Below are 25,908 nucleotides of genomic sequence, written 5' to 3'. Positions count from 1 at the left end.
CGGCGTACAGCAATGCTTCAGCCCTCGTCACGGCACCCCGTTGGTGGTTGTGGCACCGGAACTGGCCTGAAAAAGATCGCGTATGGAATTACCTCTCCGCAGTGACGCACGGCGAGTCGGCGCGGATCAGGCCGAGAGTGTGTGCCTCTGCTCCCCCCGCAGCAGGATTGGCCCGCACCGCACTCAGTGTGAAGAGTGAAATATCGGTTCGGGCCGGCCGCGTGATGTCCACTTCATTTGATGTGGTGACATCAGACGAAGTGTCACCAAACCTTTGAATGACCCCCACTTGGAGCATAGTTCACGCCACGCGCCCCCGGCAACCAGCCAAAGGTAAACTACGGTTGAGTAGTTGAAGCAGATATCTTTCTTATGCTGCACTACATCGGCGCACTACAGCGGATTGCCGGGACGAATCCGCAGGCCGTGGGAAGTCAAACGGAATCCTTCAATCCCGGCACCGGTCAGCGCCTCACACCCCCATTGTTTCGGCCACCGGCCGCCGTTCGTCGCCCCGTGCAGAGCCGTTCGTCGCCCGAATCCATTTCTGAGGACTCGCGGAAGGGGTATCTGGTTGCGCCGAGAAATGGCCATTCTCCGCAGGGCATCGGAACGCCACTCACACCCCACGGCCATCTCATGCACCGAGATCACGTATCCCACGTATTGACTGGCTCGGCCGACCACGTGAGAGTGCGGCAGGTGCAGAGTGAAACCACTTCGGAACAGGCCACCACAGCGCCCGCGGAGAGCAAGGAGAGCCTGCGGCGGGTCGCCGTGGCCTCGTTCATCGGGACGGCCATCGAGTTCTACGACTTCTACATCTACGGGACGGCCGCCGCGCTCGTCCTCAACGACGCGTTCTTCCCGACCCTCGACCCGGTGAACGCCACCCTCGCATCCTTCTCCACCTATGCGGTGGCGTTCGCCGCCCGGCCCCTCGGGTCGGTGATATTCGGCCACTTCGGCGATCGGGTGGGCCGCAAGTCCGTGCTGGTCGCCTCGCTGCTGCTGATGGGGCTGTCCACCGCGTTCGTCGGACTGCTGCCGGGCTACGGCGCCTGGGGCATCTGGGCCCCGCTGCTGCTGATCGCCCTCCGCTTCCTGCAGGGCATCGGGCTGGGCGGCGAGTGGGGCGGTGCCGCGCTGCTGGCCGTCGAGCACGCTCCGCGCGGACGCCGGGGCCTGTACGCCGCCTTCCCCCAACTCGGCCCCTCGGTCGGCTTCTTCGCGGCGACCGGGGTCTTCTGGCTGCTGTCGTCGGAGCTCGACGACGCGGCGTTCCGCTCGTGGGGCTGGCGGGTGCCGTTCCTGCTGTCCTTCCTCCTGGTCGGCGTCGGGCTGTTCGTCCGGCTGAAGATCAGCGAAACCCCGGTGTTCGCCCGGGCGCTGGACGCCCAGGAGGCCGGCAAGGTCCCCGCGGCCGACGTACTGCGCCGTCATCCGCGCGAACTGCTGCTGGGTGCCGGCGGCATGATCATCGCGTACGGCCTCTTCTACACCGCGACCACCTACTGCCTCTCCTACGCCACCGGCACCCTGGGCATCTCCCGCAACACCATGCTGGGGCTCTCCCTCGTCGCCTGCCTGTTCCTCGCCGCCGGCACCTGGGTCGCCGCCACCCGCTCGGACGGGGCCGGCCGCCGCAAGCTGGTCCTGCTCGGCAGCGGGTGCGCCGTCGTCTGGGGCCTGGTGCTCTTCCCGCTGCTGGACACCCGGCAGCCGGTGCTGGTCGCGCTCGGCATCGGCGGGGCACTGTTCTGCATGGGCGTGATCTACGGCCCGATGGGCGCGTTCCTGCCGGAGCTGTTCGGCACGACGGTGCGCTACTCGGGCGCCTCGCTCGCGTACAACCTCGGGGGCGTGCTGGGCGGCGCGGTGGCCCCGCTGGTCGCCACCCGGCTCCAGTCCTCGTTCGGTTCCGCCTCGGTGGGCTGGTACGTCAGCGCCATGGCGGTGGTCTCGCTGGCGTGCGTGCTGGCACTGCCGGAGACCCGGGAGCGCGACCTGGGCTGAGCACCGCGGCGGAGAACCGGTCGTCGAGGGGACAACACCCCACGGCTGCACAGGAGTTGACGGTCCCGGCCGTTCACGACTGGAGCCACCAGCGCGCGTTCTCCGCCGACAGTGCCGTCCACAGCAGGTTGAGCGGATGGCCGGGCGGGTACGAGGCCCGCTCCCCGCGCCGGGTGAAGACGCCGACCAGGACCTCGGTCCGCGGGCCCACGTCCCCGACGATCTCCAGGGTGCGCAGGCCCCCGGCCTCCGGGAGCCGGCCGTCCGCGGCGGCCTCGCCGATGCCCCTGGTGACCAGCATCGCGCCGCTCACCAGGCCCGAGCGCAGCAGTTCGAAGCCGTAGTGGGCGGCCTCTATCTCGGCCGCTATGGAGAGCTTCTGGCGGTAGTCGGTGCCGTACCAGGCGGTCAGGAAGCGGCCGATGAGTCCGCGCGCGGAGATCACCAGGGGCAGCCGGTCCAGCTCGTGGGCCTGGAGGGAGGTGCCGGGGAGCCGGTCCGGCGGCAGGTTGGTCAGCAGCGAGAGGCCGCTGCGCCGCCACTCCATGACCTCGTACGGGGCGAGCAGTTCCGTTTCTTCGCCCTCGGTGACCACCACGCTGCCGCAGACCAGGTCGAGTTCGGTGCTGCGCAGCTTGGTGAAGAGATCGCCGGTGCGGACGTGCGTGACCTTGAGGTCGACGTTCTCGCGCTCGTAGTCCTCGCTGACCCGCTCCACGGCGTCGAGCAGGAAGCCGAGCGTGTAGCGGGTGGTGCCGACCGACAGGGTCCGGCCGAGCCGGCGCCGGGCGTCGTGCACGCCCTCGGCCCACTCCCCCAGCGTGCGGCGGGCCAGCCCCACCAGTGCCTCGCCGGTCGCGGTGAACAGGGCATCCCGGCCGCGCCCTTGTTTGCGGACCAGCTCCTCGCCGCACAGCGCGGCGAAGGTGCGGTTCAGGGTGTCCAACTGCTTCTGCACGCTGGACTGTTCGCGGCCCAGCCGGCGGGCGGCGCCCAGTGCGGTGCCCGCCTCGTGGACGACGATCAGCGTGCGCAGCTGGTCCATGGTGGTGTCAAGCAGTTCCGTCGGGTACTGCTGCGGTCCGGACAAGGCCATGCGCCCCTACTCGTACTCGCTTCCCGTCCCGGGATTTCAGGACTGTGCAGCATAGCCGGGCACTCCATCACCGCCGGTGCAGGGGTGGTTACGCACGAAGGCCCCGGGCGCGCCGCCGAGCGGGCTCCGGGGCCGTCGTGATTCTGCCGTCCGCCTCCTACCGGTGGGTGGGGAACTCCACGACCTGCTGGTAGGTCGGGCGGTTCTGCCAGCTGATGGTGTCGTGGGTCAGTCCGCCGACCGCGCGGTGGACGATCGCGTCCGCGCACCACTGGTCGCCGGCCTTGCAGCTGGCGTCGCCCGGGTAGACCTGCTCGGCCGTCTTGGCGGTGGCCTGCCGGAGGGTCGTCAGCAGGGTGTCGCGGCAGGCGGACAGGTCACCGCCGCCGCAGTACCGCTGGGCGAGCGGGCCCTTGACCTGGTCGCCCAGTACGGAGCGCAGGTCCTTGTCCGCGTACGACCACCAGCCGTACTGGAACGCGGAGCCGGCGTGCGCCCCCGTGGGGCCGTGGCCGGCCGACGGCGACTCGTCGATGGCGAGGTCGGAGGTGAGGGCGCCGTACAGGTCGTCGCCGAGGCCGGGCTTGAAGACGCCCTCGGTCATCAGCGGCCACCAGGCGTCCATCAGGCGGACCGCGTCGGGGTGGGTGTAGGTGTGGGAGCCATGGCTGGTCTCCCGGCGCTGGGCGCCGTCCTTGCGCCAGGCCGACAGTTGCTGGACGGCGGTCTTCAGCGCGGGGTCGGTGACCGGCTTGCTGTTCAGCACCCGCAGGAGTTCGGGCAGTACGTCCTCACCGCGCAGGTCGGTGACGGCGGCCTCGGACATGGCGCGGGTGAGGGACGCCCGGGTGACCCCGCCCTCCTGGGTCAGCGCGCGCACCCGGTCGTCCAGCAGGTTGCCGCGGTGCACCGAGCCGTTCCCGAAGCCGGCCGAGTCGTAGTCCTTGGCCTGCTTGTTGTTCCAGGAGATGTAGTAGTCCTGGTCGACGGACTGCGGGTGCTGTGCGGGCGGGGTGTAGTCGCTGGTGTTGGTGGCGGGGTCGTGGCCGCGCCACTCGTAGGCGTCGTCCGCCCGGACCGGCAGGGACGGGTCGACGTCGGGGGCGCGGACGGGGTTGAGGCCGCTGTTGTAGAAGGCGATGTCGCGGGAGTCGGCGTAGAACCAGTTGAAGGCGTAGCCGATGTGCGCCGCGGCCTGCTGGAAGGACGCCGCGTCGTGCACGGCCGAGGGGTCGTTGAGCATCTGGAAGCCGATGATCGAGTCGGCCTCGTGGCGGTAGGTGGAGCGCTGTGCGGTGTAGGCGACGGGCTTGCCGCCGATGGTGGCGCGGTGGGTGACCGTGCCGTACTTCGTCCGGAAGACCTGCATCCGGTACGAGCCGGCCGCGGTCGGGTCGGCGACGGTGGGCTTCCAGGAGTTGGTGCGCTCCAGCTTCTCCATGGGGACGCACGCGCCGCGGTAGCGGTAGGAGGTGGAGTCCTTGGTGGCCGGCGAGCCGTCCTGGTTGCACAGGTCGACGGCGTAGGTGTCGGTGATGTCCTGGCCGGCGGAGGTGGCGCTCCAGGCGTAGTCCTGGCCGCGGCCGAGCTGGATGTACATGCCGACGCCGGCGAAGGAGGCGCCGCGGGCGCTGATGCCGGGGCCCTGGATCTCCTGGAGCATCAGCAGCTGCGGCGCGAAGTACCCGGTCTGCGGGCCGAAGACGGCGACGGGATGGCCGCTGGCGGTGTGCTTGCCGGACACCAGCAGGGCGTTGGACATGCCGCGGTGCTGGGTGGGGTTGAAGCTGCCCTTGGGGAGCACCCCGTCCTTGAAGAGGCCCTCCAGCTTCCGGTACTTCTTCGGTGCCTTGACCGGGTCCTGGGGCGCGGTCCCGCCCTTGGCGGTCGCGGCGCCGGTCCGGTCGAAGACCAGGGGCTCGGGGGTGACCGAGCCACGGTCGGGCAGTGCCGTGCCCTTGGCCTTGGCCGGTTTGACGGCGTAGGGGAAGCTCTGGCCGTCGTGCAGGGTCTTGGCGGCCTCGGGGTCGTTGCGCTCCCGGAAGGACTCCCAGACCTCGGTGCCCTTCTGGACGCCGTACTTCTGCTGGGCGGCGAGCAGGGACAGGGCGTTGGTGACCTCGCCGCCCCCGCCGTTGCCGAAGAGGCCGCCGACGACGGAGGCCAGGGCTATCAGGTCGGTGAGCTTGAAGGGCTGGATCTCCCCGGCGTTGGTGATCGCGTCGATGTGGCCGGTGAGAACGTATTCGCCGGGGAAGTAGCGGCCGTTCTTGGACTGTTCGCGGTAGGCGTTGATGCCGTCGACGTACGCCTGGGCGTCCGCCATGGCCTGCTTGCCGCGCTCCCCGTTGTGGTCCCTGATGTAGTCGACCTGCTCCTGGAGGTCCTGCTCGGTGTACGGCGCCTGCGGCCAGAACTCCTGCTCCAGGCCCTGGTTGGCGGGCGCGCCACCGGCGAAGGAGGTCAGCTCGCCGCGGCCGATGTGGCGGAAGAGGTCCATCAGCCAGAGCCGGTCCTGGCCCGCCGCGTAACCGGCGCCGAACTCGGTGCCGTAGCGGGTGGTGCCCTTGATGTGCGGCACACCGGTCTTCTTGTCGCGGGTGATGGTCACGTCGTCGCGGGGCGTGGTGACCTTGCCGACCTGTTCCGCCGGGACGCCGAAGGACGCGTCGTTGAAGAAGTTCGTCAGGGTGGCGTCGGTGAGCGACTGGTAGCCGCCGGCCAGGGCGGCGTACGGGCCGAGCTGGTCGGTGGAGTGCTCGGGGTGGGTGCCGAACAGCTTGTTGCCGAGGATCTCCACCAGGGTGGCGTTGCCGGTGGCGCCGGGCGGCAGGATGTCGGCGCACTGGCCCTGGCAGTAGTCGTGGGTCTCGTCGGCCGTGGTGGCGGTCGCGGTGGGGGGTGGCGCCATGAGCGTGGCACCCAAGGCGCACAGGGCTGCCACCGCGGCAGTCCTGAGCCGTCCGGTACGTCGTCGCATTCCTGCTCCTCGATGGGGGTCTCCCCCTCCTCGCAGGCGCGGGGGAGAGAGGGTGGGCGGGACGTTACCGGCGGTTATCCCCGGCCGGAAGATGAACAACCGTCATCTTTTCTTCTTCCCCACAGACACCGGCCGTTGACTGCCCGACACGTCGGAACATGGTTCGCGAAACCGCAAAAAAATTCGAGGGATCCGGGTGATGATCGGCTACGTCCCATCCCCGTCCAGTCGGGTCCTCCCCGGAGGTGGGATGAAATGGCCGGTTTCAGAGCCCTCGCAGAACAGGTCCGCAATCCACGACTCGTCGCGGCCCAGCGCCGCACCGCCCTGCGCAAGTGCCTTGAGCGGTTCGCCCCTTACGGGCACCGCGCCACCTGGCACCATCTGTGCACCCGGGCCGGTATCGCGACCCAGGACCGCGATCCGGACCCGGAGCGGCTGGTCGCCGCGCTCACCGAGCTGGAGGAGGCCCGTAGCCTCTGGCTCGCGTACGAGGAGGAGTTCGCCGCCCGGCGCCGCAAGGAGAAGCACGACGGTATCCGGCAGGTCGGCGCCCTCGACGACTGGCACCGCCGCACCTGGGGCGGCTGTGACATCGTGCCGTGCGAATCACCGCACCGGCATCCGGCGGCCCGGCTCGCGGTGGTGCTGCACCGCATGATCACGGCCATGGAGGCCGGCCGGCCGCGCCCGGACTGCCCCGTCTGCGGCTCCACCCGCTTCGCCTGGCTCCCGGAGACCGCGGACGCCCTGGCGCCCGGCCCGGCCTGCCGCCAGTGCGGGGTGCTGGCCCCGGTGTCCGTACTGGCCCCCGAAACGCTGCGGGCCGCCCACCGGGCGCACCACATGGGGGTGTTCGCGGCGGCCTGAGCGGCGTCGTTCGCGGCCCGCACCGCGGCCGGAGCCCGTGGCCGGATCCCGTTGTCCGGCCCGGCGTCGGACTGCGTCGCCGGCCCCGTTGTCGGACCCCGGTGTCATCCTGGGAGACATGCTGCAGGTATGTCTCAACGGGCCCCGGACCGCGGCCGATTCCGGGGCGGTGCCGATGTCGCCGGCCGCGCTCGCGGAGGCGGCGCGGCGGGCGGTGGCGGCTGGTGCCCAGGATGTCCATGTCCATCCCAAGACCCCGTGTGGCAGGGATTCGCTCTCACCGCGCGTGGTGGGCCCGGCCCTGGAGGCCATCAAGGCGGTGGTGGACGTGCCGGTGGGCGTGACGACCGGCGCCTGGGCCGAGCTGGATCCGCCCGACCCGTCCGACCCGTCCGACGGGCCCGGGACGGCCCCGGACCGCCGTGTGGAGCGGGTCCGGTCGTGGACGGTGCTGCCTGATCACGCCTCGGTGAACTGGCACGAGGAGGGCGCCGAGGCGCTGGCCGGCGCCCTGCTGGAGCGCGGCATAGGCGTCGAGGCCGGCCTCTGGTCGGGCACACCGGGCCCGGGGCGGTTCCTCCGCTCGCCGCTCGCGCCCCGGGTCCTGCGGGTGCTGGCCGAAATCACCGACACCGACGCCGGGTCGGCGCCGGCCACCGCCCGCGCGCTGCTCACCGAGGTGGCCGGCGGAGCGCACGGCCGTCCGGTGCTGCTGCACGGCTGGGACGGCGGCGCCTGGCCGGTGCTGCGGCTCGCCGTCGAGCTGGGCCTGGACACGCGGATCGGCATCGAGGACACCCTGCTGCTGCCGGACGGCCGCCCGGCCGCCGACAACGCCCAACTGATCGCCGCCGCGCTGGCTCCGGAGGGCTGAGGCAGTTCCTCAAAGGCCGGTGCCGCAGCTCCTCACGGGCCGGTGCCGCGCGCGCCGTGGCGCCGGCTCAGCAGCGCTGGTCGTCGGGCACGCACCCCTGCTCGCCGCCCGTGCCGCGCCGTGCGCCCTCCGCGGGTGCCCGGCCGGCGTTCTCGCGCGGCCGGTCCCCGTCCGCGCGGTGCCGGTCGTCCTCCGGGCCCCTGGTGGTGCGGTCGACCCGCAACCGCCGTGCGCCCGGCCCCTGTTCGCCCAGGTTGTCGTACGGATTGGACAGCGCGCAGCGCTCCAGCGACAGACAGCCGCAGCCGATGCAGTCGGTCAACCGGTCGCGGAGCTCGACGAGTTGGCTGATCCGTTCGTCCAGTTCGGTCCGCCAGACCTGGGAGAGCCTGGCCCAGTCGTCGCGGTTGGGGGTGCGCTCGTCCGGCAGCTCCGCCAGCGCGTCCCGGATCACCGCGAGCGGAATCCCGACCCGCTGGGCCGCCCGGACGAAGGCGACCCGGCGCAGCGCGTCACGGGTGTAGCGCCGCTGGTTGCCGGCCGTGCGAGTGCTGCTGATCAGTCCCTTGGACTCGTAGAAGTGCAGCGCGGAGACCGCGGCGCCGCTGCGCGCGGAAAGCTGGCCGACGGTGAGCTCGTGAACCTTGTAGGGAAGCTGGGGCACCTTTCCACCCTACGGGGTGCCTCCCGCCGGCTTTTCGATGATCGCCGCCCGGGCGTTGACAGCCGGCGGTCGCACTCCGCATCCTGAGCAAGCGCTTAGTAAGCGCCGGCCGGTGACGACGGCGGCGAACGGATCCCGAGGAGGCAGACGGAGATGGCAGAGCCCCGAGTGTTTGGATCGCTCGACGAACTGCGGGCCGCGGTCGGCGAGGAGCTCGGCCCCAGTGACTGGCTGGAGATCGACCAGAAGCGGATCGATCTGTTCGCGGACGCCACCGGCGACCACCAGTGGATCCACGTGGACCAGGAGAAGGCCGCCGCCGGCCCGTTCGGCACCACCATCGCGCACGGCTATCTGACGCTGTCGCTGCTGCCCGCCCTCGTCCCGCAGCTGATGCGGGTGGACAACGTGAAGATGGGGATCAACTACGGCACCAACAAGGTCCGCTTCCCCGCCACCGTCCCGGTCGGCTCCCGGCTCCGCGCCACCGCGAAGCTCGCGGAGGTGACCGAGGTGACCGGCGGCGTCCAGCTCACCACGCTCGTGACGATCGAGCGCGAGGGCGGCGACAAGCCGGTGTGCGTCGCGGAGTCGGTCAGCCGGTTCTACCTCTAGGCGCCCGCCCCCGGTGGTGTCTCCTCTCAGGTGCCGATCTCCGGGAGGCCGCGCACGACCTGTGCGATCAGGTCGTGGACCAGGAGCTCGCCGGGCGCGCGGTTCTCGGTGAGGCGGTGCAGGTCGGCGGGGCCGAACCAGCCGTAGGCGGAGTGCTTGGACCACTCCAGGGCCGGCCGGTCCAGGTCCCCGTCGACCTCGACGAGGTAATCGGCCTCGTGCCGGAGCCCGCCGCCGTCGTCCCCGGTCCAGGCACTGACGCCCAGCAGCGTGCGCACCCGGCACAGGCGCCAGCCGGTCTCCTCCGCCACCTCGCGCGCCAGCGCCGCCAGGAGGGTTTCGCCGGGCTCCACATGGCCGCCCACGAGGTCCCAGGTGTCGGGGAAGAGGCGGCGGTCGGCACTGCGCTTCTGTGCGAAGGCCTCGCCTCGTTCGTTCAGGATGACCGCGCCGACCGTCCAGAGCTCGCCCTGGGCGGGCACCGGCACGTCGACGCCCGGGTCCACGATGACGGATGACATGGGCGCCAGCGTACGGGCGGGAAGCCCGCGCCGGCCCCCCGTTTTCTCGTTCCTCCTCCCGGCCCTTCCGGTCAGGCTCATGCACCCGCTGACCACGATGCGCATGGGTGCCCTCGCCTTCTTCGCCGCTCGCGCCGCTGGGGGGACCGGGTCTTACTGGGCGCCCACCATGCGCAGCACGAGATCCGCGTAGAGGGCGCCGACCTCGTCGGGGGTGCGGGGGCCGTCCGCGGAGAACCAGCGGGCGACGTCGACGCAGAGGGACAGCACCGCGAGGGTCGTGCCCGGCACATCGTCGGCACGGAACTCCCCGCTGTCCGCGCCGTCCTGGATGATCTGCCGGAGCAGCCGGTCGGTGCTGCGGCGCAGCCCGGCGATCTCGGTGTAGTGCTCGGGGCTCAGCGCCTGCAGCTCGTACTGGATGACCCGGGCGGTGGTGTGGTGCTCGGCGTGCCAGCGGGCGAAGGTGCGCACCGCGTCGCGGAGCCGCTCGGTGGCGCTGCCCTCGGCCTCGGCGGCGGCGCCCATGATGCGCAGCGCCTTCTCGTGGCCGATGCCGCTGATGCGGTAGAGCAGCTCTTCCTTGGTCTTGTAGTGGATGTAGAGGGCGGCCGGGCTCATGCCGGCCCGGCCGGCGATGTCGCGGGTGGTGGTGGCGTGGTAGCCGCGCTCGCCGAACGCCTCGACGGCAGCGCTGACCAGCCGTCGCGCGGCGTCCGGGGTCACCCCGGCCCACTCCTCGCTCTCCTCAGCAGCCCGCTGTGCCGCCGCACCCATCGCGCACCCCGCTCCTCGATCCGCCAGGGACCTTCCTCTGACGGATCGAACACCATACCTGGCTGGTGAGCAAGCGCTTAGGGGCGGCCGGGGGTTCCGCCCCGGGTGCGGCGGCGTGCGGAACGGGCGTTCAGAAGGCCGAGACGCCGGTCAGCGCGCGGCCGATGACCAGCTTCTGTATCTGGCTGGTGCCTTCGTAGAGGGTCATCACCCGGGCGTCCCGGAGCAGTTTCCCGACCGGGTACTCGTCGATGTAGCCGTAGCCGCCGAAGACCTGGAGGGCGTTGTTGGCGGCGCGCACGGCGGCCTCGGAGGCGAACAGCTTGGCCTGGGAGGCGGCGGTGGTGAACGGCTCGCCGCGGTCGATCAGATCGGCGACCCGCCAGGTCAGCAGGCGGGCGGCGTCGACGTCCACGGCGATGTCGCTGATCAGCTCCTGGACGAGTTGGTGCCCGGCGATCGGCTTGCCGAACTGCTCGCGCCGGCCCGCGTAACCGAGCGCGGCGTCCAGGGCGGCCTGGGCGATGCCGACGCAGCCCGCGGCGACCGACATCCGGCCCTTGGCCAGCGCGGACATCGCGACCGAGAAGCCCTTTCCCTCGGGGCCGAGCATCGCGCCGGCCGGCACCCGGACGCCGTCCAGGACCAGTTCGGCGGTGGCCTGGCCGCGCAGCCCGAGCTTGCCGTGGATCTCGCGCCGTTCCAGACCGGGGGTGTCGGCGGGGACGAGGAAGGCGCTGATGCCCCGGTGGCCGGGGGCGTCGCCGGTGCGGGCGAAGAGCAGCACCACGTCGGCCCAGGTGCCGTTGGTGATGAACGTCTTGGCGCCGTTGATGACGTAGGTGTCGCCCTCGCGGACCGCCCGGGTGGCGAGGTGGGCGGCGTCCGAGCCGGTGCCGGGTTCGGTGAGGCCGAAGCAGCCGACCGCCTCGCCGGAGGTGAGCCGGGGCAGCCAGTCCTGCTTGTGGTGTTCGTCGCCCCAGGCGGCGACCGTCTTGGCCACCAGGCCGAGGGAGACCGAGACGATGCCGCGCACGGAGGAGTCGCCGCGGCCCAGTTCCTCGGTGACCAGGACGTAGGAGAGGTGGTCGCCGCCGGAGCCGCCGTACTCCTCGGGGACGGTGAGGCCGAGGAAGCCGAGGTCGCCGAGGGTCTTCACGATGCCGCGGTCGACCTGCTCGGCGCGGTCCCAGGCGGCGGCGTGCGGTGCGACCTCGCGGTCGACGAAGTCCCTGGCGAGCCGCCGGACCGCGGTCTGCTCCGCGCTGAGCTCCAGATTCATCTCGGACCCCTTGTGGACGAGGAGGAGGGCATTAAATTAGCACTGCTAGTTTTTGCGGAACAGCCTCTACTATGTGGCCCATGGCCCGACCCCGCAAGCCCCTGCTGAGCCGGGAGCGCATCGTCTCCACGGCGCTCGCGCTGATCGACTCCGAGGGGCTTTCGGCGCTTTCCACCCGGCGGCTCGCCGCCGAGCTGGGGGTCAGCGGCCCGTCCCTCTACAACCACTTCACGACCAAGGACGAGATCCTCGACGCGGTGGCCGACACGGTCATCGCCCAGGTCGACGTCTCGGCCTTCGCGGCGGCGGGCGGTGACTGGCGCACCGGGCTGCTCGGCTGGGCCCGCTCCTACCGCGCCGCGCTCGCCGCGCATCCGCACATCGTGCCGTTCCTCGCCCAGGGCCCCGGCCGCCGCCCGGCCGGGCTGAAGATGGCCGACGCGGCGTTCGGCGGGATGGTCGAGGCGGGCTGGCCGCCCGCGCAGGCCACCCGGATCTGCGCGATGGTCCGCTACTTCGTCGCGGGTTCGGCGCTGGGCTCGTTCGCCCGCGGCTTCGTCGACGACCCAGGCGCCTACGACCCGGCCGACTATCCGCACCTGGGCCAGGCGCACCTCCTGGTGGAGCATCAGCGCCAGGTCGACGAGGGCGCCTTCGAGACCGGACTGCTGGCGCTGGTGGACGGGCTGGCCCTGCAGCACCCCGAACGCGTACCGCCGGGTAGCGGACAACAGCTGTAAAGTGCGCACGCCTCTGGCGGGCAGGGGCAGGTGGGACATTTCCCAGGAGGCGGTGTGCACGAGTCGGGCACGGCCATCAGCGGCCCCTTCCGGGCCCCTTACGGCCGGTTCGTCGTCGAGGTGCTGCGCGGTCAGGCGCAGGTCGACTTCCTGCCGAACGCGCTGACCGGTGTGGTCTTCACGGTCGCGCTGTTCGCGGCGGGGTGGGAGTACGGGCTCTACGGACTGATAGGCACCGCGATCGGCACCGCCACCGCGCGCGGCCTCGGCGTGGACCGGAGCCGGATCACCGCGGGCCTCGAGGGCTTCAACGCCTGCCTGGTGGCGGTCGCCTGCGCGGTCTTCCTCGGCCCGGGCCACCTCTCCACCGCGCTGCTCGCGCTGGCCGGCAGCGCGCTGGTCACCGTCCTCACCGGCGCCGCCGGGCGGATCCTGGCGGTCTGGGAACTGCCGGCCTTCACCCTGCCGTTCTGCCTGACGGCCAGTGCGCTGACGCTGGCCGCACCCGGTTTCCGGCGGGTGTGGCACCAGGACGCGGGCCCGGCGGCGCTGCCCAGCCCGGCATCCGGCCCGGTGTCCCTCACCCTCACCGACCTCTGGCACGCCTTCTTCGCCAACGTCGGGCAGATCTTCTTCATGCCGCAGTGGTACGTCGGCCTGATCTTCCTCGCCGGCATCTTCGCCGCGTCCCGCCGGGCCGGGGCGCTGGCCTGCGTCGGCAGCGTGGTCGGGACCGGCACCGCGTGGGCCCTCGGTGCCCCGGCCGAACAGGTCGCCGAGGGCACCATGGGCTACAACGCGGTGCTGGTCGCGATGGCGCTGTGCGGGGTGTTCCTGGCCGCGGACGGCTGGAGCCTGGCCTACGCGGTGGCCGGTGCGGCCACCGCCACCGCCGTCACCCCGGCGCTGGCGGCCCTCCTCGCCCCGTCCGGCGGCCACACCTTCACCTGGCCGTTCGTGCTGGTCTCGCTGGTCTTCCTGGCGGCGGCACCGGCGTTCTCCCGGCTGCGCCGGACCCCGGCCTGACGCGGACCGCCGCGGGGTTTCAGAAGACCACCAGGGACCGGCCGCCCTTCCCCGCGAGCATCGCGTCGAAGGCGGCCGGGATGCCGTCGAGGCCGATGCGGTCGGTGACCAGCTGCGACAGGTCGAGCGCGCCGGAACGCACGTGCCCGGCGATGACCGGCAGATCGCGGGCCGGGTCGCTGTTGCCGTAGACGCAGCCGGACAGCGTCCGCCCGAAGTAGAAGAGCTCCAGGGCCGAGAAGGTCACCTGCTGCTCCTGGCCGCCGATGCCGACGACCGTGGTCCGGCCGCCGCGCCGGGTGGCCGACCAGGCCGTACGGATGGTGTCGGCGCGGCCCACGCACTCCACCGCGACGTCGGTGCCCACCCCGCCGGTGAGCTTGCGGATCTGCCGGGCGGTGTCCTCGCCGGCGGTCACGAAGTCGGTGGCGCCCGCGGCCCGGGCCAGTTCCTCCTTCGCCGGGGAGACATCGACCGCGACGATCGCCGCGGCGCCCGCGATCCGGGCCGCCTGGATCGTGGCCAGCCCCACCCCGCCCACGCCGAAGACCGCCACCGACTCCCCCGCCCGCACCCGGGCGCTGTGGTGGACGGCGCCCCAGCCGGTCAGCACCGCGCAGCCGAGCAGCGCGGCGTCCGCGAGCGGCACCCCGTCCGGCAGCGGCAGCGCGGCCCGCGCGGGCACCACGGTCTCCTCGGCGAAGGCGGCGGTGCCCAGCCCCGGGTAGAGCTCGGTGCCGTCGGCGGTGGTGGCGTACGGGGCGTTCGCGGCGAGGCCGGAGTTCACGCACAGCCAGGGCTCGGCGAGCCCGCAGAAGTGGCAGTCGCCGCAGGACGGCGCCCAGTTGAGGACGACCCGGTCGCCCGGCGCCACCGAGGTGACGCCGGGGCCCACCGCGGTGACCGTGCCCGCGCCCTCGTGCCCGAGGACGGCCGGCGCGGGCTGGCGCAGGGTCCCGTTGGACAGCGAGAGGTCGGAGTGGCAGACCCCGGCCGCGGCGAGCCGGATGCGGACCTGGCCGGGGCCGGGCTCGGGCAGGTCGATCTCGGTGATCGTGAGCGGGGCGTTGACGGCGGGAAGGACGGCGGCGCGGACCACGGGATCTCCTCGGGGCCAGGACGGGGGCGGGACAGCCGGAACGGAGCAGCCGGAACGGTGCGGACGCTCAGAACTGCAGGGACTTGGTCTGAAGGTATTCGGCGAGGCCGTGCCGGCCCAGCTCCCGGCCGACGCCGGACTGCTTGTACCCGCCGAACGGGGCGAGCGGGTTGAAGCGGCCGCCGTTGATGTCGACCTGACCGGTCTCCAGCCGGCGCGCGAAGGCGACCGCCTCGGCCTCGTCGCCGGCCCAGACCGCACCGGCCAGCCCGTAGACGGTGCCGTTGGCGATCCGGGCGGCGTCGTCCTCGTCCTCGTAGCGGAGGACGGACAGCACCGGCCCGAAGATCTCCTCCTGGGCGATGGTCATCTCCGGTGTGACGTCCGCGAAGACGGTCGGGCGGACGTAGTAACCCGCCTCCAGGGGCGCCTCGGGGCCGCCGGCGACGAGCCGTGCGCCCTCGGCCACGCCCCGCTCGATGTAGCCGCGCACCCGGGCCTGCTGGCCGGCGTTGACCAGCGGGCCGATCTTCTCGCCGGGGACGTACTTGGCGGCCGCGGCGGCCGCCAGCTCGACGGCCTCGTCGTACCGGTCCCGGTGCACCAGCATCCGGGTCCAGGCGCTGCAGGTCTGGCCCGAGTTGGCCATGACGTTGGCGACGCCGACGCCGACCGCCTTGGCGAGGTCGGCGCTGGGGAGGATGACGTTGGCGGACTTGCCGCCGAGCTCCAGCGCCACCCGCTTGACCGCGGCACCGGCCAGCGCGCCGATCTTCCGGCCGACGGCCGTGGAGCCGGTGAAGGAGACCAGGTCGATCCCGTCGTGTTCGGCGAGCGCCTGGCCGGCGACCGGGCCGAGGCCGGTGACGAGGTTGAACACCCCGGCGGGTATCCCGGCGGCGTCGACGCACTCGGCGAACAGCTGGGCCACCAGCGGGGTGTCCTCGGCCGGCTTCAGCACGATCGTGCAGCCCGCCGCGAGCGCCGGCGCGACCTTGGCGACGACCTGGTGCAGCGGGTAGTTCCAGGGCGTGATCGCCCCGACCACGCCGACCGGTTCGTGCAGCACCGTGGAGTTGCCGATCTTCTCCTCGAAGGCGTACGTACCGGCGAGTTCGGCGTACGAGCCGCAGACCGCGATCGGCGCCCCGGCGTGCACCGCCTTGCTGAAGGCGAGCGGGGCGCCGAGCTCGGCGGTGACGGTGGCGGCGATCTCGTCGGCGCGCGCCACCAGTTGGTCGCGCAGCGCGGCCAGCCGGGCAGCACGCTCCCGCGGCGGGGTGGCGGCCCAGCCGGGGAGCGCGGCGCGGGCGGCGCGCACCGCGGCGTCCACGTCCGCGGCGGACCCGGCCGGGACGGTCGCGATGACCTGTCCGTCGGCCGGGTTGACGACCTCGATCGTTCCGCCGCCCTCGGCGGGCCGCCAGCTTCCGTCGATGTACATCGCGTCGTGCTGCTTCACGTCGTGGTCCTCCCGCGCCGCCGGTGGTCGTCGCCCCCAAACTAGCGCCGGTAGTTTTCCGCCGCCAGGGAGCCCCGCCGCCTCCCCCGGTGACGGTCACCACGAGCCCAGGAGCACCGACGGGTGTCACGCGCTTGTCGAGGACTTCCGCATTTCCTCGATGACGCTGATGAATCCGGCGTTGCCGTGGCCGGCCGCGATGGTGCGGTCCGCGAGCCCCTTGACCGCGTCGAGCACCTCGGTGTTGAGCCCGCGGTGCCGGGCCGCCTCCAGCACGTGCGCGATGCCCGTCGCCTCCATGACGATGTTGTCCTGGTCGCCGGAGTAGGCCCCGCGCTCCAGGTCCTCGGCCATCCCCGCGGCGATGGGCGGCAGGATGCCGGCGATCGTCCCGGTGAACGGCGCGAAGTCCTTCGCCGCCACGCCCTCCGCCTCCGCCAGCGCGAAGCCGTGCACCAGCCCGGCCATCGCCGAGAAGAAGAAGCCGAGCAGCGAGAGGTCGTAGACCGCCGCCGTGCCGTGGTCCTCACCGAGGAACGGCGCCCGGCCGCCCAGCGCCTTCAGCGTCGTCCCGTACGTCTCGAACGCCTCGCGGGCGCCACTGTAGAGGACGGTCGCCTCGGGCTTCCCGATGACCGGGGTCGGCACCATGATCGAGCCGTCGAGGTAGTCGATGCCGTGCCCGGCCGCCCAGGTGGCGGCGGCCCGGGCCCGCTGCGGGTGTCGGAGGTGAGGTTGACCAGCACCCGGCCGGACAGCCGGGCACCGATCGGCTCCAGGATGGCGTGGGCCGCGTCGTAGTCGAGCACGCAGACGATCACCAGCGGGGCGGCGGCCACCGCCTCGGCCGCGGTGTCCGCCGGCGTCGCGCCCTGGGCGAGGAGTTCACCGGCCCGGCCCGGGGTGCGGTTCCAGACGGTCGTGGGATGCCCGGCCCGCAGGAAGGCGGCGGCCAGCGCCCGGCCCATGGCACCGAGGCCGAGGACGGTGACGGGGGTGCGGGCGTCGTTCTGGGTGTCGTTCGGGGCGTTCACAACTGCTCCTCGTATGCCGCTGCCGGTCCGGCCCGGTGCCGGTCCCGCGCTGCACACCACCCTGCCGACCTGCGCTTACGGTTCCCTTCGGGTCCGCTTACGGTCCCTTCGGGCAGCCTTGCGACCACCACCCGCCACCCGCCCGCCGCGCCCCTGTCCGGTACGCGGCGACCGCCCCGGAAACCAGGAGCCGGCGCACCGACCGTGGTCGGAACGCCGGCCGAGCGGCACCGCGACCGGCGGCAGTGCGGAGCCGCCGCCGGTCACGCCGAAGGCGCGCCCTTCTCTAGAGGATGCCGAAGAGCAGAGAGGCCCCCAGGACGACCAGGGACGTCAGAGCCGCCCACTTGACGGTGAACCTGGTGTGGTCGCCGAACTCGACCTTCGCCATGCCGACGAGGACGTAGACGGCGGGGACCAGCGGGCTGGACATGTGCAGCGCCTGCCCGACGAGGGACGCCCGGGCGATCTCCACCGGCGCGACACCGTGTGCGGCACCGGCCTCGGCGAGGATCGGCACGATGCCGAAGTAGAAGCCGTCGTTGGACATGAAGTACGTCAGCGGGATGCTGAGGACGCCGGTGACCAGGCCCATGTGCGGGCCGAGCGCGTCCGGGATGCCCGACACCAGCCAGCGGGCCATGTGCTCGACCATGCCGGTACCGGTGAGCACGCCGGTGAAGACGGCGGCGGCGAAGACCATGCCGGAGACGTTGAGCACGTTCTCGGCGTGCGCCGCGACCCGAGCCTTCTGGTCCTTCATGTGCGGGAAGTTGACGGTCAGCGCGAGCGCGGCACCGAGCAGGAACAGCACCGGGATCGGCAGCGTCTGCAGGATGAGCAGGGTGAGCAGCGCGACGGTGAGCGCGGCGTTGAACCAGTAGAGCTTGGGCCGCAGGGTCGCCCGGTGCGGGTCCAGTCCCTGGAGGCCGTCGCTGCCACCGTCGCCGGCGTCCGCTCCGGCGTCCGCTCCCGTGCCCCCGGAACCGCCGGCGCCACGCGGCACGCCCGCCCCCGCACCCGTCCCGCCGACGCCCGCGCCGACCAGGACCTGCTCGGTCTCCTTCTCCTCGACGGTCTCCTCGACCACCCGGGTCTCCCCGAGCGTCAGCACACCGAGCCGCTTGCGCTCGCGCCGGCCGAGGACGTACGCGAGGGCGAAGACCGCGACCAGCCCGACGGCCAGCGCCGGGATCATCGGCACGAAGATGTCACCGGCGTCCAGCTTGAGCGCGGTGGCGGCACGGGCGGTCGGCCCGCCCCACGGGAGGGTGTTCATCACGCCGTTGGCGGTGGCCGCGACGCCGGTCATGACGACCAGGCTCATCTTCAGCCGCTTGTAGAGCGGGTAGAGCGCCGAAACGGTGATCATGAAGGTGGTGGAGCCGTCACCGTCGAGCGAGACGATCGCGGCGAGCAGCGCGGTACCGACCACGACCCGGACCGGGTCCGCCTTGCAGAACCGGAGGATGCCGCGGACGACCGGGTCGAAGAGCCCGACGTCGATCATCACTCCGAAGTAGATGATCGCGAACATCAGCATCGCGGCCGTGGGGGCCAGGTCTCCGATGCCCTTGAGGACGTAGTCGCCAGGTGCGCGCCCTGTCCGACCAGGACGCAGAACAGCGCGGGAATCAGCACCAGCGCTGCCATCGGGGACATCTTCTTCATCATGATCAGCAACAGGAATGCGCCGATCATGACGAATCCGAGGATCGTCATCATTTGGGGTACCTCACGTTCGCCCTTGAACATCTGCCGGGGGTGGCGGTCCAGGCACGTTAGGACCCGCAAACTTTTGTTAACAAGACCTTGACACGCGAGCAATAAGCGCAAAACTGCAGGTCACTCGCACGTACCCGCTGCGCTTTGCGGCGCCTCCCACGTACCTGGCCGTCCCGCCGCGGGTCTTGCTCGCCGTTGCGCCTGGCGGCGGGCGTTTGTGTTTTGGGTGCGGTGCCGGCCCTCCAGACTTCGTCCTCCGGTCCAGCCCCTCCCGTGAGTGGGAGTTTCTGAGCTGGTCGGGGGCGAGCCTGGTCTGTTGCCTGCGCGCATGTGGACGGTTACGTGCACCCCCACCGGCCCCAACTTTCCCTCTCACGGGAGGGGACGGGCCGGAGGGGCCGGTTGTGTGGACGTAAAGCGTCAGCAGTCCACACAACCGGCCCCGGAGGCCCGTCACCGCACCCAACAACCCCCAGCCCGCCGCAGGCGCAACGGCGAGACGACCCGCGGCGGGACAGACAGGTACGTGCGGGGCGCCGCAAAGCGCAACGGCGAGCAAGACCCGCGGCGCCGCAGACAGGTACGTGGGAAGACATCAATCCAGGTGCTGGGACAGATACGCCCGCAGCAGCGACTTCGCCTCCGCGACGATGGCCGGGTCACCGGCCGAGTCGACGCGGAACGCCAGCTGCAGCAACGCGTCCGCCGTTTCGACGCCGACCAGGAAGGCCGTGCGGAGCCGTGCGTCGGCCGGGTCCAGGCCGAGGCGTCCCGCGAGGAGGGCCAGGAGGCGGTCCGCGACCTCGTAGTTCGCCTGGCGGGACTCGCGCGGGGCGGGGACCGTGAACTCGACCAGCGCGAACCCCGGCACCGTCCGCTTCATCGCGAGGTACTCGTCGACCACGACGTCCATCGCCCGGCGCCACTCCAGCCGCTGCCCCTCCGGTGCGGTCAGCCGGGCGGTGATCCGGTCCGCGTAGGCGTCGAGGTTGCGGTGGGCGAGCGCCTCCGCCATGGCCCGCTTGTTGGGGAAGAAGCGGTAGACCGAGCCGATCGGGACGCCGGCCCGGCCGGCCACGGCCCGGGTGCTCAGTTCCTCGTAGCCGGTCTCGTCGAGGAGTTCGGCGCAGGCGTCGAGGATGCGGGCCAGGCGCTGGGCGCTGCGCCGCTGCACGGGGGCGCGGCGCAGGGAGCGGGGCGGCCCGTCGGGGCGCGGGGTCGGCTGCTGCACCCGTCCATCCTGCCCGGCCTTCCGGCCGGGAGTGTCCGTTGACGGCCCTCCCGCGCAATCCTAAGGTCTTCCATAGGATTCCTTGAGCGGCGGGAGCGCGCGATGACAGGCACGGCCAACGAGCAGGCGAGGAAGACGGCCGAAGGGCTGGTGTACGCCACCGGGTTCGGCAACGAGCACAGCTCGGAGGCCGTCCCGGGCGCGCTTCCGGTGGGCCGCAACGCGCCCCAGCGGGCCCCGCTCGGGCTGTACGCCGAGCAGCTCAGCGGCTCGGCGTTCACCGAACCGCGGGCGACCAACCACCGCTCCTGGCTGTATCGCATCCGCCCGTCGGCCGCGCACCCGCCGTTCGTCCGCGCCGAGCCCCGCGCGGTGCGCTCGGCGCCGTTCACCGAGTGCGTCCCCGACCCCAACCGGCTGCGCTGGAACCCGCTGCCCGCTCCCGAGGGCCCGACGGACTTCCTGGACGGCCTGTGGACGCTGGGCGGCAACGGTGACGCGACGCAGCGCAGCGGGATGGCCGTGCACCTCTACCACGCCAACTCCGCCATGGACCGGCGGGTGTTCAGCGACGCGGACGGCGAGCTGCTGATCGTCCCCGAGCGGGGCGGGCTGCTGCTGCGCACCGAGCTCGGGCTGCTGCGCGCCGTACCGGGCGAGGTGGCGCTGATCCCGCGCGGGGTGCGGTTCCGCGTCGAGCTGCTGGACGCCACCGCTCGGGGCTACGTCTGCGAGAACTACGGGCAGCCCTTCCGGCTCCCCGACCTCGGCCCGATCGGCGCCAACGGCCTGGCCAACGCCCGGGACTTCCGGGCCCCGGTCGCCGCCTACGAGGACGTCGAGGGCCCGGTCGAGGTCGTCAACAAGTTCTGCGGCAACCTCTGGACCGCCACCTACGACCACTCGCCGCTGGACGTCGTCGCCTGGCACGGCGACCACGTCCCGTACGTCTACGACCTGCGGTGCTTCAACGTCATCGGGTCGATCAGCTACGACCACCCGGACCCGTCGATCTTCACGGTGCTGACCTCGCCGTCCGACACCCCGGGGCTGGCCGGTGTGGACTTCGTGGTCTTCGCACCGCGGTGGCTGGTCGGCGAGGACACCTTCCGGCCGCCCTATTTCCACCGCAATGTGATGACCGAGTACATGGGCCTGATCGAGGGCGCCTACGACGCCAAGGCGGAGGGCTTCGTGCCCGGCGGTGGATCACTGCACAACATGATGTCGGCGCACGGGCCCGACCGGGAGACCTTCGACAGGGCGAGCGCCGCCGAGCTGGTGCCGCAGAAGATCGACGACGGGCTGGCGTTCATGTTCGAGACCCGGTGGCCGCTGACGCTCACCGCCCAGGCCCGGGACGCCGGCCACCTGCAGCGCGGCTACGACGACGTATGGCAGGGTCTCCAGCGCCACTTCCGCCCGTGACACCCGGGGACCGCTCGTGACCACCTTCGCTCCCGACTCGCTCGCCCTGAACCGCAAGCTGCCGCTGTGGTACCAGGTCTCGCAGTCGTTGCGCGCCTCCATACTGGGCCGCTCCCCCGACGCCCCGCTGCGGCTGCCCACCGAGGACGCGCTCGCGGCGCACTACGGCGTGAGCGTGCTGACCATGCGGCAGGCGCTCAAGGAGCTGGAGGCGGAGGGGCTGATCAGCCGGCACCGGCGCCGCGGCACCTTCATCGAGCCGGGTGCGCGGCGCGGTGCGCCGGTGCGGCTGCTCGGCTCGGTGGACGCGATCGTGGCCCAGCAGTCCGGGATGACCACCGAGCTGCTGGACCACGGTCCGGTCGCGGTCCCCGCCGAACTGGCCGAGTACTTCCCGGAGTTGACAGAGGTGGCCGGGTTCCGCCGGCTGCGCAGCGACGAGAAGACGGGCGAGCCGACCAACCACGCGCGCAACTACGTACGCCCCGACGTCGCGGACCGGATCGACCCGGCGGACCTGCTGCGCTGGCCGATGACGAAGGTGCTGCGGGACGCGGTGGGCGTCCGGATCAGCCGGATCACCGACACGGTCGAGGCCCGCCTCGCCGACCCGGAGACCGCCCGCCTCCTGGAGGTCCCCCTGCTCAGCCCGATCCTCGACTACACGGGCGTCACCTACGACGCCGACGGACGGCCGGTCGACGTCGCCCGGATCCATTACCGGGGGGACCGCTTCTCCTTCACGGTGACGCTGGACGCGCACTGACGCCGTCGGCCCGCTCTCCGGGCCAGAGCTCCGCGCATCCGTCGAGGACGCGGGACACCGCCGGATGTGGATGCTCGGCCCGCCAGACGGCGTCCAGGCGGAGCACCGGCGCGGGCTCCGCGAGCGGCACGAGGGTGATGCCGCGCGGGAGTTGGCGGGCGAGCGAGCCCACCACGAGGTTGACGCCGCGCCCGGCGGCGATGCCGGCCCAGGCGTTGGACCCGGAGGCGGTCTCGTCGAGCACCGGCTCGAACCCGGCGGCCCGGCAGGCGCCGGCCACCGCGTCGTAGTAGCCGGGCGCCATGTCGCGCGGCCACAGCTGGAACGTCTCGTCGCGCAGCCCGGCGAGCTCCACGGCCGGGGCGCCGGCGGACGGATGGCCGTCACCGACCGCCGCCATCAGCGGCTCCCGCCGCACGGTCCGCCGGGCGATCCCCTTCGGGTAGCCGGCCCTGGGCGCGAGCGCGAGGTCGCAGCGCTCGTCCCGCAGCATCCGGCAGACGTCGGAGGCGAAGATCTCCCGGGTCTCCACCTTCAGCCGGGGCGCCCGGGCCGCGAGGTGGGCGGTGAGCGCCGGCAGGGTCTCGTACACCGCGGTGACCGTGTAGGCGATGCGCAGCTTCCCGGCCTCGCCGTCCGCCACCGCCCGGGCGTGCTGGGCCGCGCGGCCGGCGGCGGAGAGCAGCCGCTTGCAGTCGGCCAGGTAGGCGGCGCCGGCCGGCGTGAGCTCGACCCGGCGGGAGGTGCGGTCGAGCAGCCGTACGCCGAGGGTGTCCTCCAGCGCCTTGATCTGCTGGCTGAGCGCCTGCTGGGCGACGTACACGTCCTCGGCGGCGCGGGTGAAGCTGCGGCGCTCGGCCACCGCCACGAAGTACCGCATCTGGCGCAGCTCGGGTTCCATGCGACGGCATCGTACGGCCGCCCGGCACCCCCGTCGACAAGCCCGCCTTGTCGACCGACAACAAGCTGCGCTTGTTGACCGGCGGTGCCGCCCATAGCGTGGGCCGGGCTGAACGACCAAGCAGAGCAAGCCCGTTGACCCTGGGGGATGCATGATTCTGGTGACAGGCGCGACCGGCACCGTCGGCCGGCCGCTGGTGCGCGCGCTGCGCGCCCGCGGCGCCGCGGTCCGTGCGCTGGTACGCAACGCGGGTGAGGCGCCCGCCGAGTGGGACGACGGCGTCGAGCCGGTGGTCGCGGACCTGAACGACCCCGGCTCGCTGGCCGCGGCCGCGGCCGGGATCGAGGCGGTCCACCTGCTGACTCCGGTCGGCCCGGACGCCGCCCGGCAGGCCCGGAACGTGATCGACGCGGTCGCCGGGGCCGGCCGTCCCAAGGTCGTCCTCCAGGCGGCGATCGGCGTGCGGCGCCGGACCGTCCCGGTGCGGTTCTTCGACGCGCACACCGCGGCGCTCGACCACCTTGAGAGCAGCGGCCTGCCGTGGACGGTGCTCGCGCCGAACGGGTTCCTGCAGAACTTCCTCGCGCTGCTGCCGGACCTGCGGCGCACCGGCACGCTGGCGCTGCCCGCCGGCGACGCCGCGGTGTCGTACGTGGACGCCCGCGACATCGCCGAGGTCGCCGCCACGGTGCTCACCACGGGCGGCCACGAGGGCGCGGTCCTCGATGTGACCGGCCCGCGGGCGATGGACCACGACGAGGTCGCCGAGCGGCTCGGCGCGGCCCTCGGCCGGCAGCTGACCTGCCGTGCCCTCACGCCGGAGCAGGCCCGTACCGCCCTGCTCGGCACGGGCATGTCCACGTGGCAGGCCGACGGGCTGGTCGAGCTCTACGGCCGCTACGCGTCCGGTGCGGCCCGGACGGTCTCCGACACCGTGCCCCGGTTGCTCGGCCGCCCGGCCCTCCCGATCGAAACCTTCCTCGCCGACCACGCGACCGCCCTGCGGGCCGGTTCCGCCCCCTCTCAGGAGAACCGCTGATGACCACCGAGTACATCCGTTACACGATCACCGACCCCGCGCGACGGGCCGCCTTCGAGCAGGCGTACGCGGCGGCCTCCGAGCAGCTCGACGCGGCGCCCGAGTGCCTCGGGTACGACCTGGCACACGGGGTGGAGGAGCCCGAGCACTACATCCTGCGCATCGAGTGGACCTCGGTGGAGGACCACCTCAAGGGCTTCCGCGGCGGCCCGCACTTCCCCGCCTTCCTCGCCCACGTCAGGCCGTACATCGGTGACATCGAGGAGATGAAGCACTACGAGAGCACGCCGGTGACGTCCGCCGGCGGATGAACGGCAGCGGTGCGGGGCGCGGCCCGGTCAGATCCGTTCCAGGCTGCGTCCCGTGCTGCGTGGTCCCAGCGCCGCCACATTCGCGCACAGCAGCAGCATCAGCGCGGCGGACCCGGTGAAGACCGCGGCGGGGCCGAGATCCGTGAGGACGGGGAGGGCCACGAACGGCAGGACGACCGAGGTGAGCCGGGAGAGCGAGTAGGCGATGCCGATCGCGCTGCTGCGCAGGCCGGTCGGGAAGATCTCCGTCTGGTAGACGTGGAAGGCGTTGGAGAAGACGTTGCTGGCCACCGTCAGCAGGAAGCCGAAGGCGACGATCGCCCAGGTGGCGTCGGCGAAGCCGAAGGCCAGCCCGCAGCCGGCGATGGCCAGGGCGGAGGCGATGATCAGGGTGCGGCGCTCGATCCGGTCGATGAGCGGGACGGACAGCGCGGAGCCGAGCGGGTAGCCGCAGAAGCTCAGGGCGGCGTAGAGCAGCGACTCGGTGACGGTGTGGCCCTTCGCGGTGAGGACCACCGGCGCCAGCGCCCCGAAGCCGTAGTAGCCGACGGTCTGCAGGACCTGGAAGATCCACCACATGACGGTCCGGCGGCGGAGGTCGCCGCGGAACATCGCGGCCAGCGGCACCCGCCGCTCGGGGACGGTCTCGGTCTCCGGTACGGAGGGCAGGCTGCCGCCGGTCTCCCGGGCCACCCGTTCCTCCAGCCCGGCAACGATCCGCTCGGCTTCCTCGTGCCGCCCGTGCACGGTCAACCACCGTGGCGATTCGGGGAGTTGGCGGCGCATGAGCTGGATGAAGGCGGCGCCGAGCGCACCGGCCACCAGCAGCCAGCGCCAGCCGTCGACGCCCAGCAGCCGGTGGGCGGCCACCAGCCGGGCGCCGAGCAGTGCGGCGACCGGGACGCCGACGAAGCCGAGGGTGTAGGCGTGGGCGAGGTACCGGCCGCGGACCGCCCGGGGCAGGAACTCGGCGAGGTAGGTGTCCACCAGCACGAGTTCGGCCCCAGCCCGAGGCCCGCCAGGAAGCGCAGCGCCAGCAGCCACGGCAGGTCCGGGGCGAAGGCGGAGGCCAGCGAGAACACCGAGTAGGCGCCGAGGTTGACCAGGAACATCCGGCGCCGCCCCAGGCGGTCGGCGAGCACCGAGAGCAGGTTCGCGCCGACGAACATGCCGAGGAAACCGGCGGCGATCACCCAGGACTTCGCGGTGTGGCCGAGGTGCCACTGCTCGGCGAGGACGGCGGCGAGCACACCGCCGAGGAAGATCTCGTAGAGGTCGAAGAAGGCGCCGATGCCGACGACGAGGGTGATCCGGCGGTGCCACCGGGACGGTGGCAGCCGGTCCAGCCGTGCGGCGGCCCGGTTGCCGATGGGGGTACCCCCGCGCCGTTCAGGCGTGGAGGAGGTGGTGTCCGTCATGGCGGTCGGTCCTCCCCTGAGCAGGTCCCGGCG

20 protein-coding genes and 3 pseudogenes are annotated in these 25,908 nt (G+C 72.4%); 10 read left to right on the top strand and 13 right to left on the bottom strand.

What is annotated here, in order from left to right:
* Positions 1–702: 702 nt before the first annotated feature.
* Positions 703–2,016, top strand: a complete 1,314-nt coding sequence (locus OJ254_RS19765; RefSeq protein WP_265363387.1) for an MFS transporter — start codon at positions 703–705, stop codon at positions 2,014–2,016.
* Positions 2,017–2,089: 73 nt separating this feature from the next.
* On the opposite strand, the gene OJ254_RS19760 is transcribed toward OJ254_RS19765, so the two are convergent.
* Both OJ254_RS19760 and OJ254_RS19755 read right to left on the bottom strand, forming a co-directional pair.
* Positions 2,090–3,112 carry a LysR family transcriptional regulator gene (locus OJ254_RS19760; protein ID WP_265363386.1) on the bottom strand — a complete coding sequence of 341 codons (1,023 nt, stop codon included), beginning with the start codon at positions 3,110–3,112 and terminating at the stop codon, positions 2,090–2,092.
* A 157-nt stretch (positions 3,113–3,269) separates the two neighbouring features.
* Positions 3,270–6,092 carry a penicillin acylase family protein gene (locus OJ254_RS19755; RefSeq protein ID WP_265363385.1) on the bottom strand — a complete coding sequence of 941 codons (2,823 nt, stop codon included), beginning with the start codon at positions 6,090–6,092 and terminating at the stop codon, positions 3,270–3,272.
* A 255-nt stretch (positions 6,093–6,347) separates the two neighbouring features.
* On the opposite strand from OJ254_RS19755, the gene OJ254_RS19750 reads away from it, so the two are divergent.
* A complete protein-coding gene (locus OJ254_RS19750; protein ID WP_265363384.1) occupies positions 6,348–6,962 on the top strand; it encodes a hypothetical protein in 615 nt (204 codons plus the stop codon).
* A 118-nt stretch (positions 6,963–7,080) separates the two neighbouring features.
* A complete protein-coding gene (locus tag OJ254_RS19745; protein ID WP_265363383.1) occupies positions 7,081–7,836 on the top strand; it encodes a 3-keto-5-aminohexanoate cleavage protein in 756 nt (251 codons plus the stop codon).
* 67 nt (positions 7,837–7,903) lie between these two features.
* Here the strand turns inward: OJ254_RS19745 and soxR are convergent, their stop codons facing one another.
* Positions 7,904–8,500: a redox-sensitive transcriptional activator SoxR gene (gene soxR, locus OJ254_RS19740; RefSeq protein ID WP_265363382.1), complete on the bottom strand. Its 597-nt coding sequence runs from the start codon at positions 8,498–8,500 to the stop codon at positions 7,904–7,906.
* Between the two features lie 153 nt (positions 8,501–8,653).
* On the opposite strand from soxR, the gene OJ254_RS19735 reads away from it, so the two are divergent.
* Positions 8,654–9,115: a MaoC family dehydratase gene (locus OJ254_RS19735; RefSeq protein ID WP_261952355.1), complete on the top strand. Its 462-nt coding sequence runs from the start codon at positions 8,654–8,656 to the stop codon at positions 9,113–9,115.
* 26 nt (positions 9,116–9,141) lie between these two features.
* On the opposite strand, the gene OJ254_RS19730 is transcribed toward OJ254_RS19735, so the two are convergent.
* The 3 genes from OJ254_RS19730 to OJ254_RS19720 form a co-directional block, all read right to left on the bottom strand.
* Positions 9,142–9,636: an NUDIX hydrolase gene (locus OJ254_RS19730; RefSeq protein ID WP_265363381.1), complete on the bottom strand. Its 495-nt coding sequence runs from the start codon at positions 9,634–9,636 to the stop codon at positions 9,142–9,144.
* Between the two features lie 153 nt (positions 9,637–9,789).
* Positions 9,790–10,413: a TetR/AcrR family transcriptional regulator gene (locus tag OJ254_RS19725; RefSeq protein ID WP_265363380.1), complete on the bottom strand. Its 624-nt coding sequence runs from the start codon at positions 10,411–10,413 to the stop codon at positions 9,790–9,792.
* Positions 10,414–10,543: 130 nt separating this feature from the next.
* A complete protein-coding gene (locus OJ254_RS19720) occupies positions 10,544–11,695 on the bottom strand; it encodes an acyl-CoA dehydrogenase family protein (protein WP_265363379.1) in 1,152 nt (383 codons plus the stop codon).
* Positions 11,696–11,775: 80 nt separating this feature from the next.
* Between OJ254_RS19720 and OJ254_RS19715 the strand changes: the two genes are divergently transcribed.
* Together OJ254_RS19715 and OJ254_RS19710 are read left to right on the top strand one after the other, a co-directional pair.
* On the top strand, positions 11,776–12,435 hold the full coding sequence (locus tag OJ254_RS19715; RefSeq protein WP_265363378.1) for a TetR/AcrR family transcriptional regulator: 660 nt from the start codon (positions 11,776–11,778) through the stop codon (positions 12,433–12,435).
* A 54-nt stretch (positions 12,436–12,489) separates the two neighbouring features.
* Positions 12,490–13,461, top strand: a complete 972-nt coding sequence (locus OJ254_RS19710) for an urea transporter (protein ID WP_265363377.1) — start codon at positions 12,490–12,492, stop codon at positions 13,459–13,461.
* Positions 13,462–13,480: 19 nt separating this feature from the next.
* Here the strand turns inward: OJ254_RS19710 and OJ254_RS19705 are convergent, their stop codons facing one another.
* The 5 genes and pseudogenes from OJ254_RS19705 to OJ254_RS19685 all read right to left on the bottom strand — a co-directional run bounded on the left by OJ254_RS19705 (position 13,481) and on the right by OJ254_RS19685 (position 20,012).
* On the bottom strand, positions 13,481–14,560 hold the full coding sequence (locus OJ254_RS19705; protein ID WP_265363376.1) for a zinc-binding dehydrogenase: 1,080 nt from the start codon (positions 14,558–14,560) through the stop codon (positions 13,481–13,483).
* A 67-nt stretch (positions 14,561–14,627) separates the two neighbouring features.
* Positions 14,628–16,022: an aldehyde dehydrogenase family protein gene (locus OJ254_RS19700; RefSeq protein ID WP_265363375.1), complete on the bottom strand. Its 1,395-nt coding sequence runs from the start codon at positions 16,020–16,022 to the stop codon at positions 14,628–14,630.
* A 126-nt stretch (positions 16,023–16,148) separates the two neighbouring features.
* Positions 16,149–16,990 (bottom strand): annotated as a pseudogene (locus OJ254_RS31895) (NAD(P)-dependent oxidoreductase).
* 352 nt (positions 16,991–17,342) lie between these two features.
* Positions 17,343–18,781, bottom strand: a pseudogene (locus OJ254_RS19690) (CitMHS family transporter).
* 595 nt (positions 18,782–19,376) lie between these two features.
* Positions 19,377–20,012: a TetR/AcrR family transcriptional regulator gene (locus OJ254_RS19685; protein ID WP_265363374.1), complete on the bottom strand. Its 636-nt coding sequence runs from the start codon at positions 20,010–20,012 to the stop codon at positions 19,377–19,379.
* Positions 20,013–20,114: 102 nt separating this feature from the next.
* On the opposite strand from OJ254_RS19685, the gene hmgA reads away from it, so the two are divergent.
* Together hmgA and OJ254_RS19675 are read left to right on the top strand one after the other, a co-directional pair.
* Positions 20,115–21,440, top strand: coding sequence for a homogentisate 1,2-dioxygenase (gene hmgA, locus OJ254_RS19680; protein WP_265363373.1), 1,326 nt, complete (start codon positions 20,115–20,117; stop codon positions 21,438–21,440).
* A gap of 16 nt (positions 21,441–21,456) precedes the next feature.
* Positions 21,457–22,206: a GntR family transcriptional regulator gene (locus OJ254_RS19675; protein WP_265363372.1), complete on the top strand. Its 750-nt coding sequence runs from the start codon at positions 21,457–21,459 to the stop codon at positions 22,204–22,206.
* Here the strand turns inward: OJ254_RS19675 and OJ254_RS19670 are convergent.
* Positions 22,181–23,107 carry a LysR family transcriptional regulator gene (locus OJ254_RS19670; protein ID WP_265363371.1) on the bottom strand — a complete coding sequence of 309 codons (927 nt, stop codon included), beginning with the start codon at positions 23,105–23,107 and terminating at the stop codon, positions 22,181–22,183. The two genes, OJ254_RS19675 and OJ254_RS19670, sit on opposite strands and share 26 nt — an antisense overlap.
* A 160-nt stretch (positions 23,108–23,267) precedes the next feature.
* Here OJ254_RS19670 and OJ254_RS19665 point away from each other — a divergent pair, with 160 nt between their 5' ends.
* Positions 23,268–24,146 carry an SDR family oxidoreductase gene (locus OJ254_RS19665; protein ID WP_265363370.1) on the top strand — a complete coding sequence of 293 codons (879 nt, stop codon included), beginning with the start codon at positions 23,268–23,270 and terminating at the stop codon, positions 24,144–24,146.
* Complete coding sequence (locus OJ254_RS19660) at positions 24,146–24,457, top strand: putative quinol monooxygenase (RefSeq protein WP_265363369.1); 312 nt, start codon at positions 24,146–24,148, stop codon at positions 24,455–24,457. Before OJ254_RS19665 ends, OJ254_RS19660 begins: the two co-directional genes overlap by 1 nt.
* A 27-nt stretch (positions 24,458–24,484) precedes the next feature.
* On the opposite strand, the pseudogene OJ254_RS19655 reads toward OJ254_RS19660, so the two are convergent.
* Positions 24,485–25,875: pseudogene (locus OJ254_RS19655) on the bottom strand (MFS transporter).
* Positions 25,876–25,908 lie beyond the last annotated feature (33 nt).

It is taken from the genome of Streptomyces endophytica, from assembly GCF_026153355.1.
GTDB classification, from domain to species: domain Bacteria; phylum Actinomycetota; class Actinomycetes; order Streptomycetales; family Streptomycetaceae; genus Streptomyces; species Streptomyces endophytica.
This window is presented reverse-complemented; position numbering and strand designations above follow the sequence as displayed.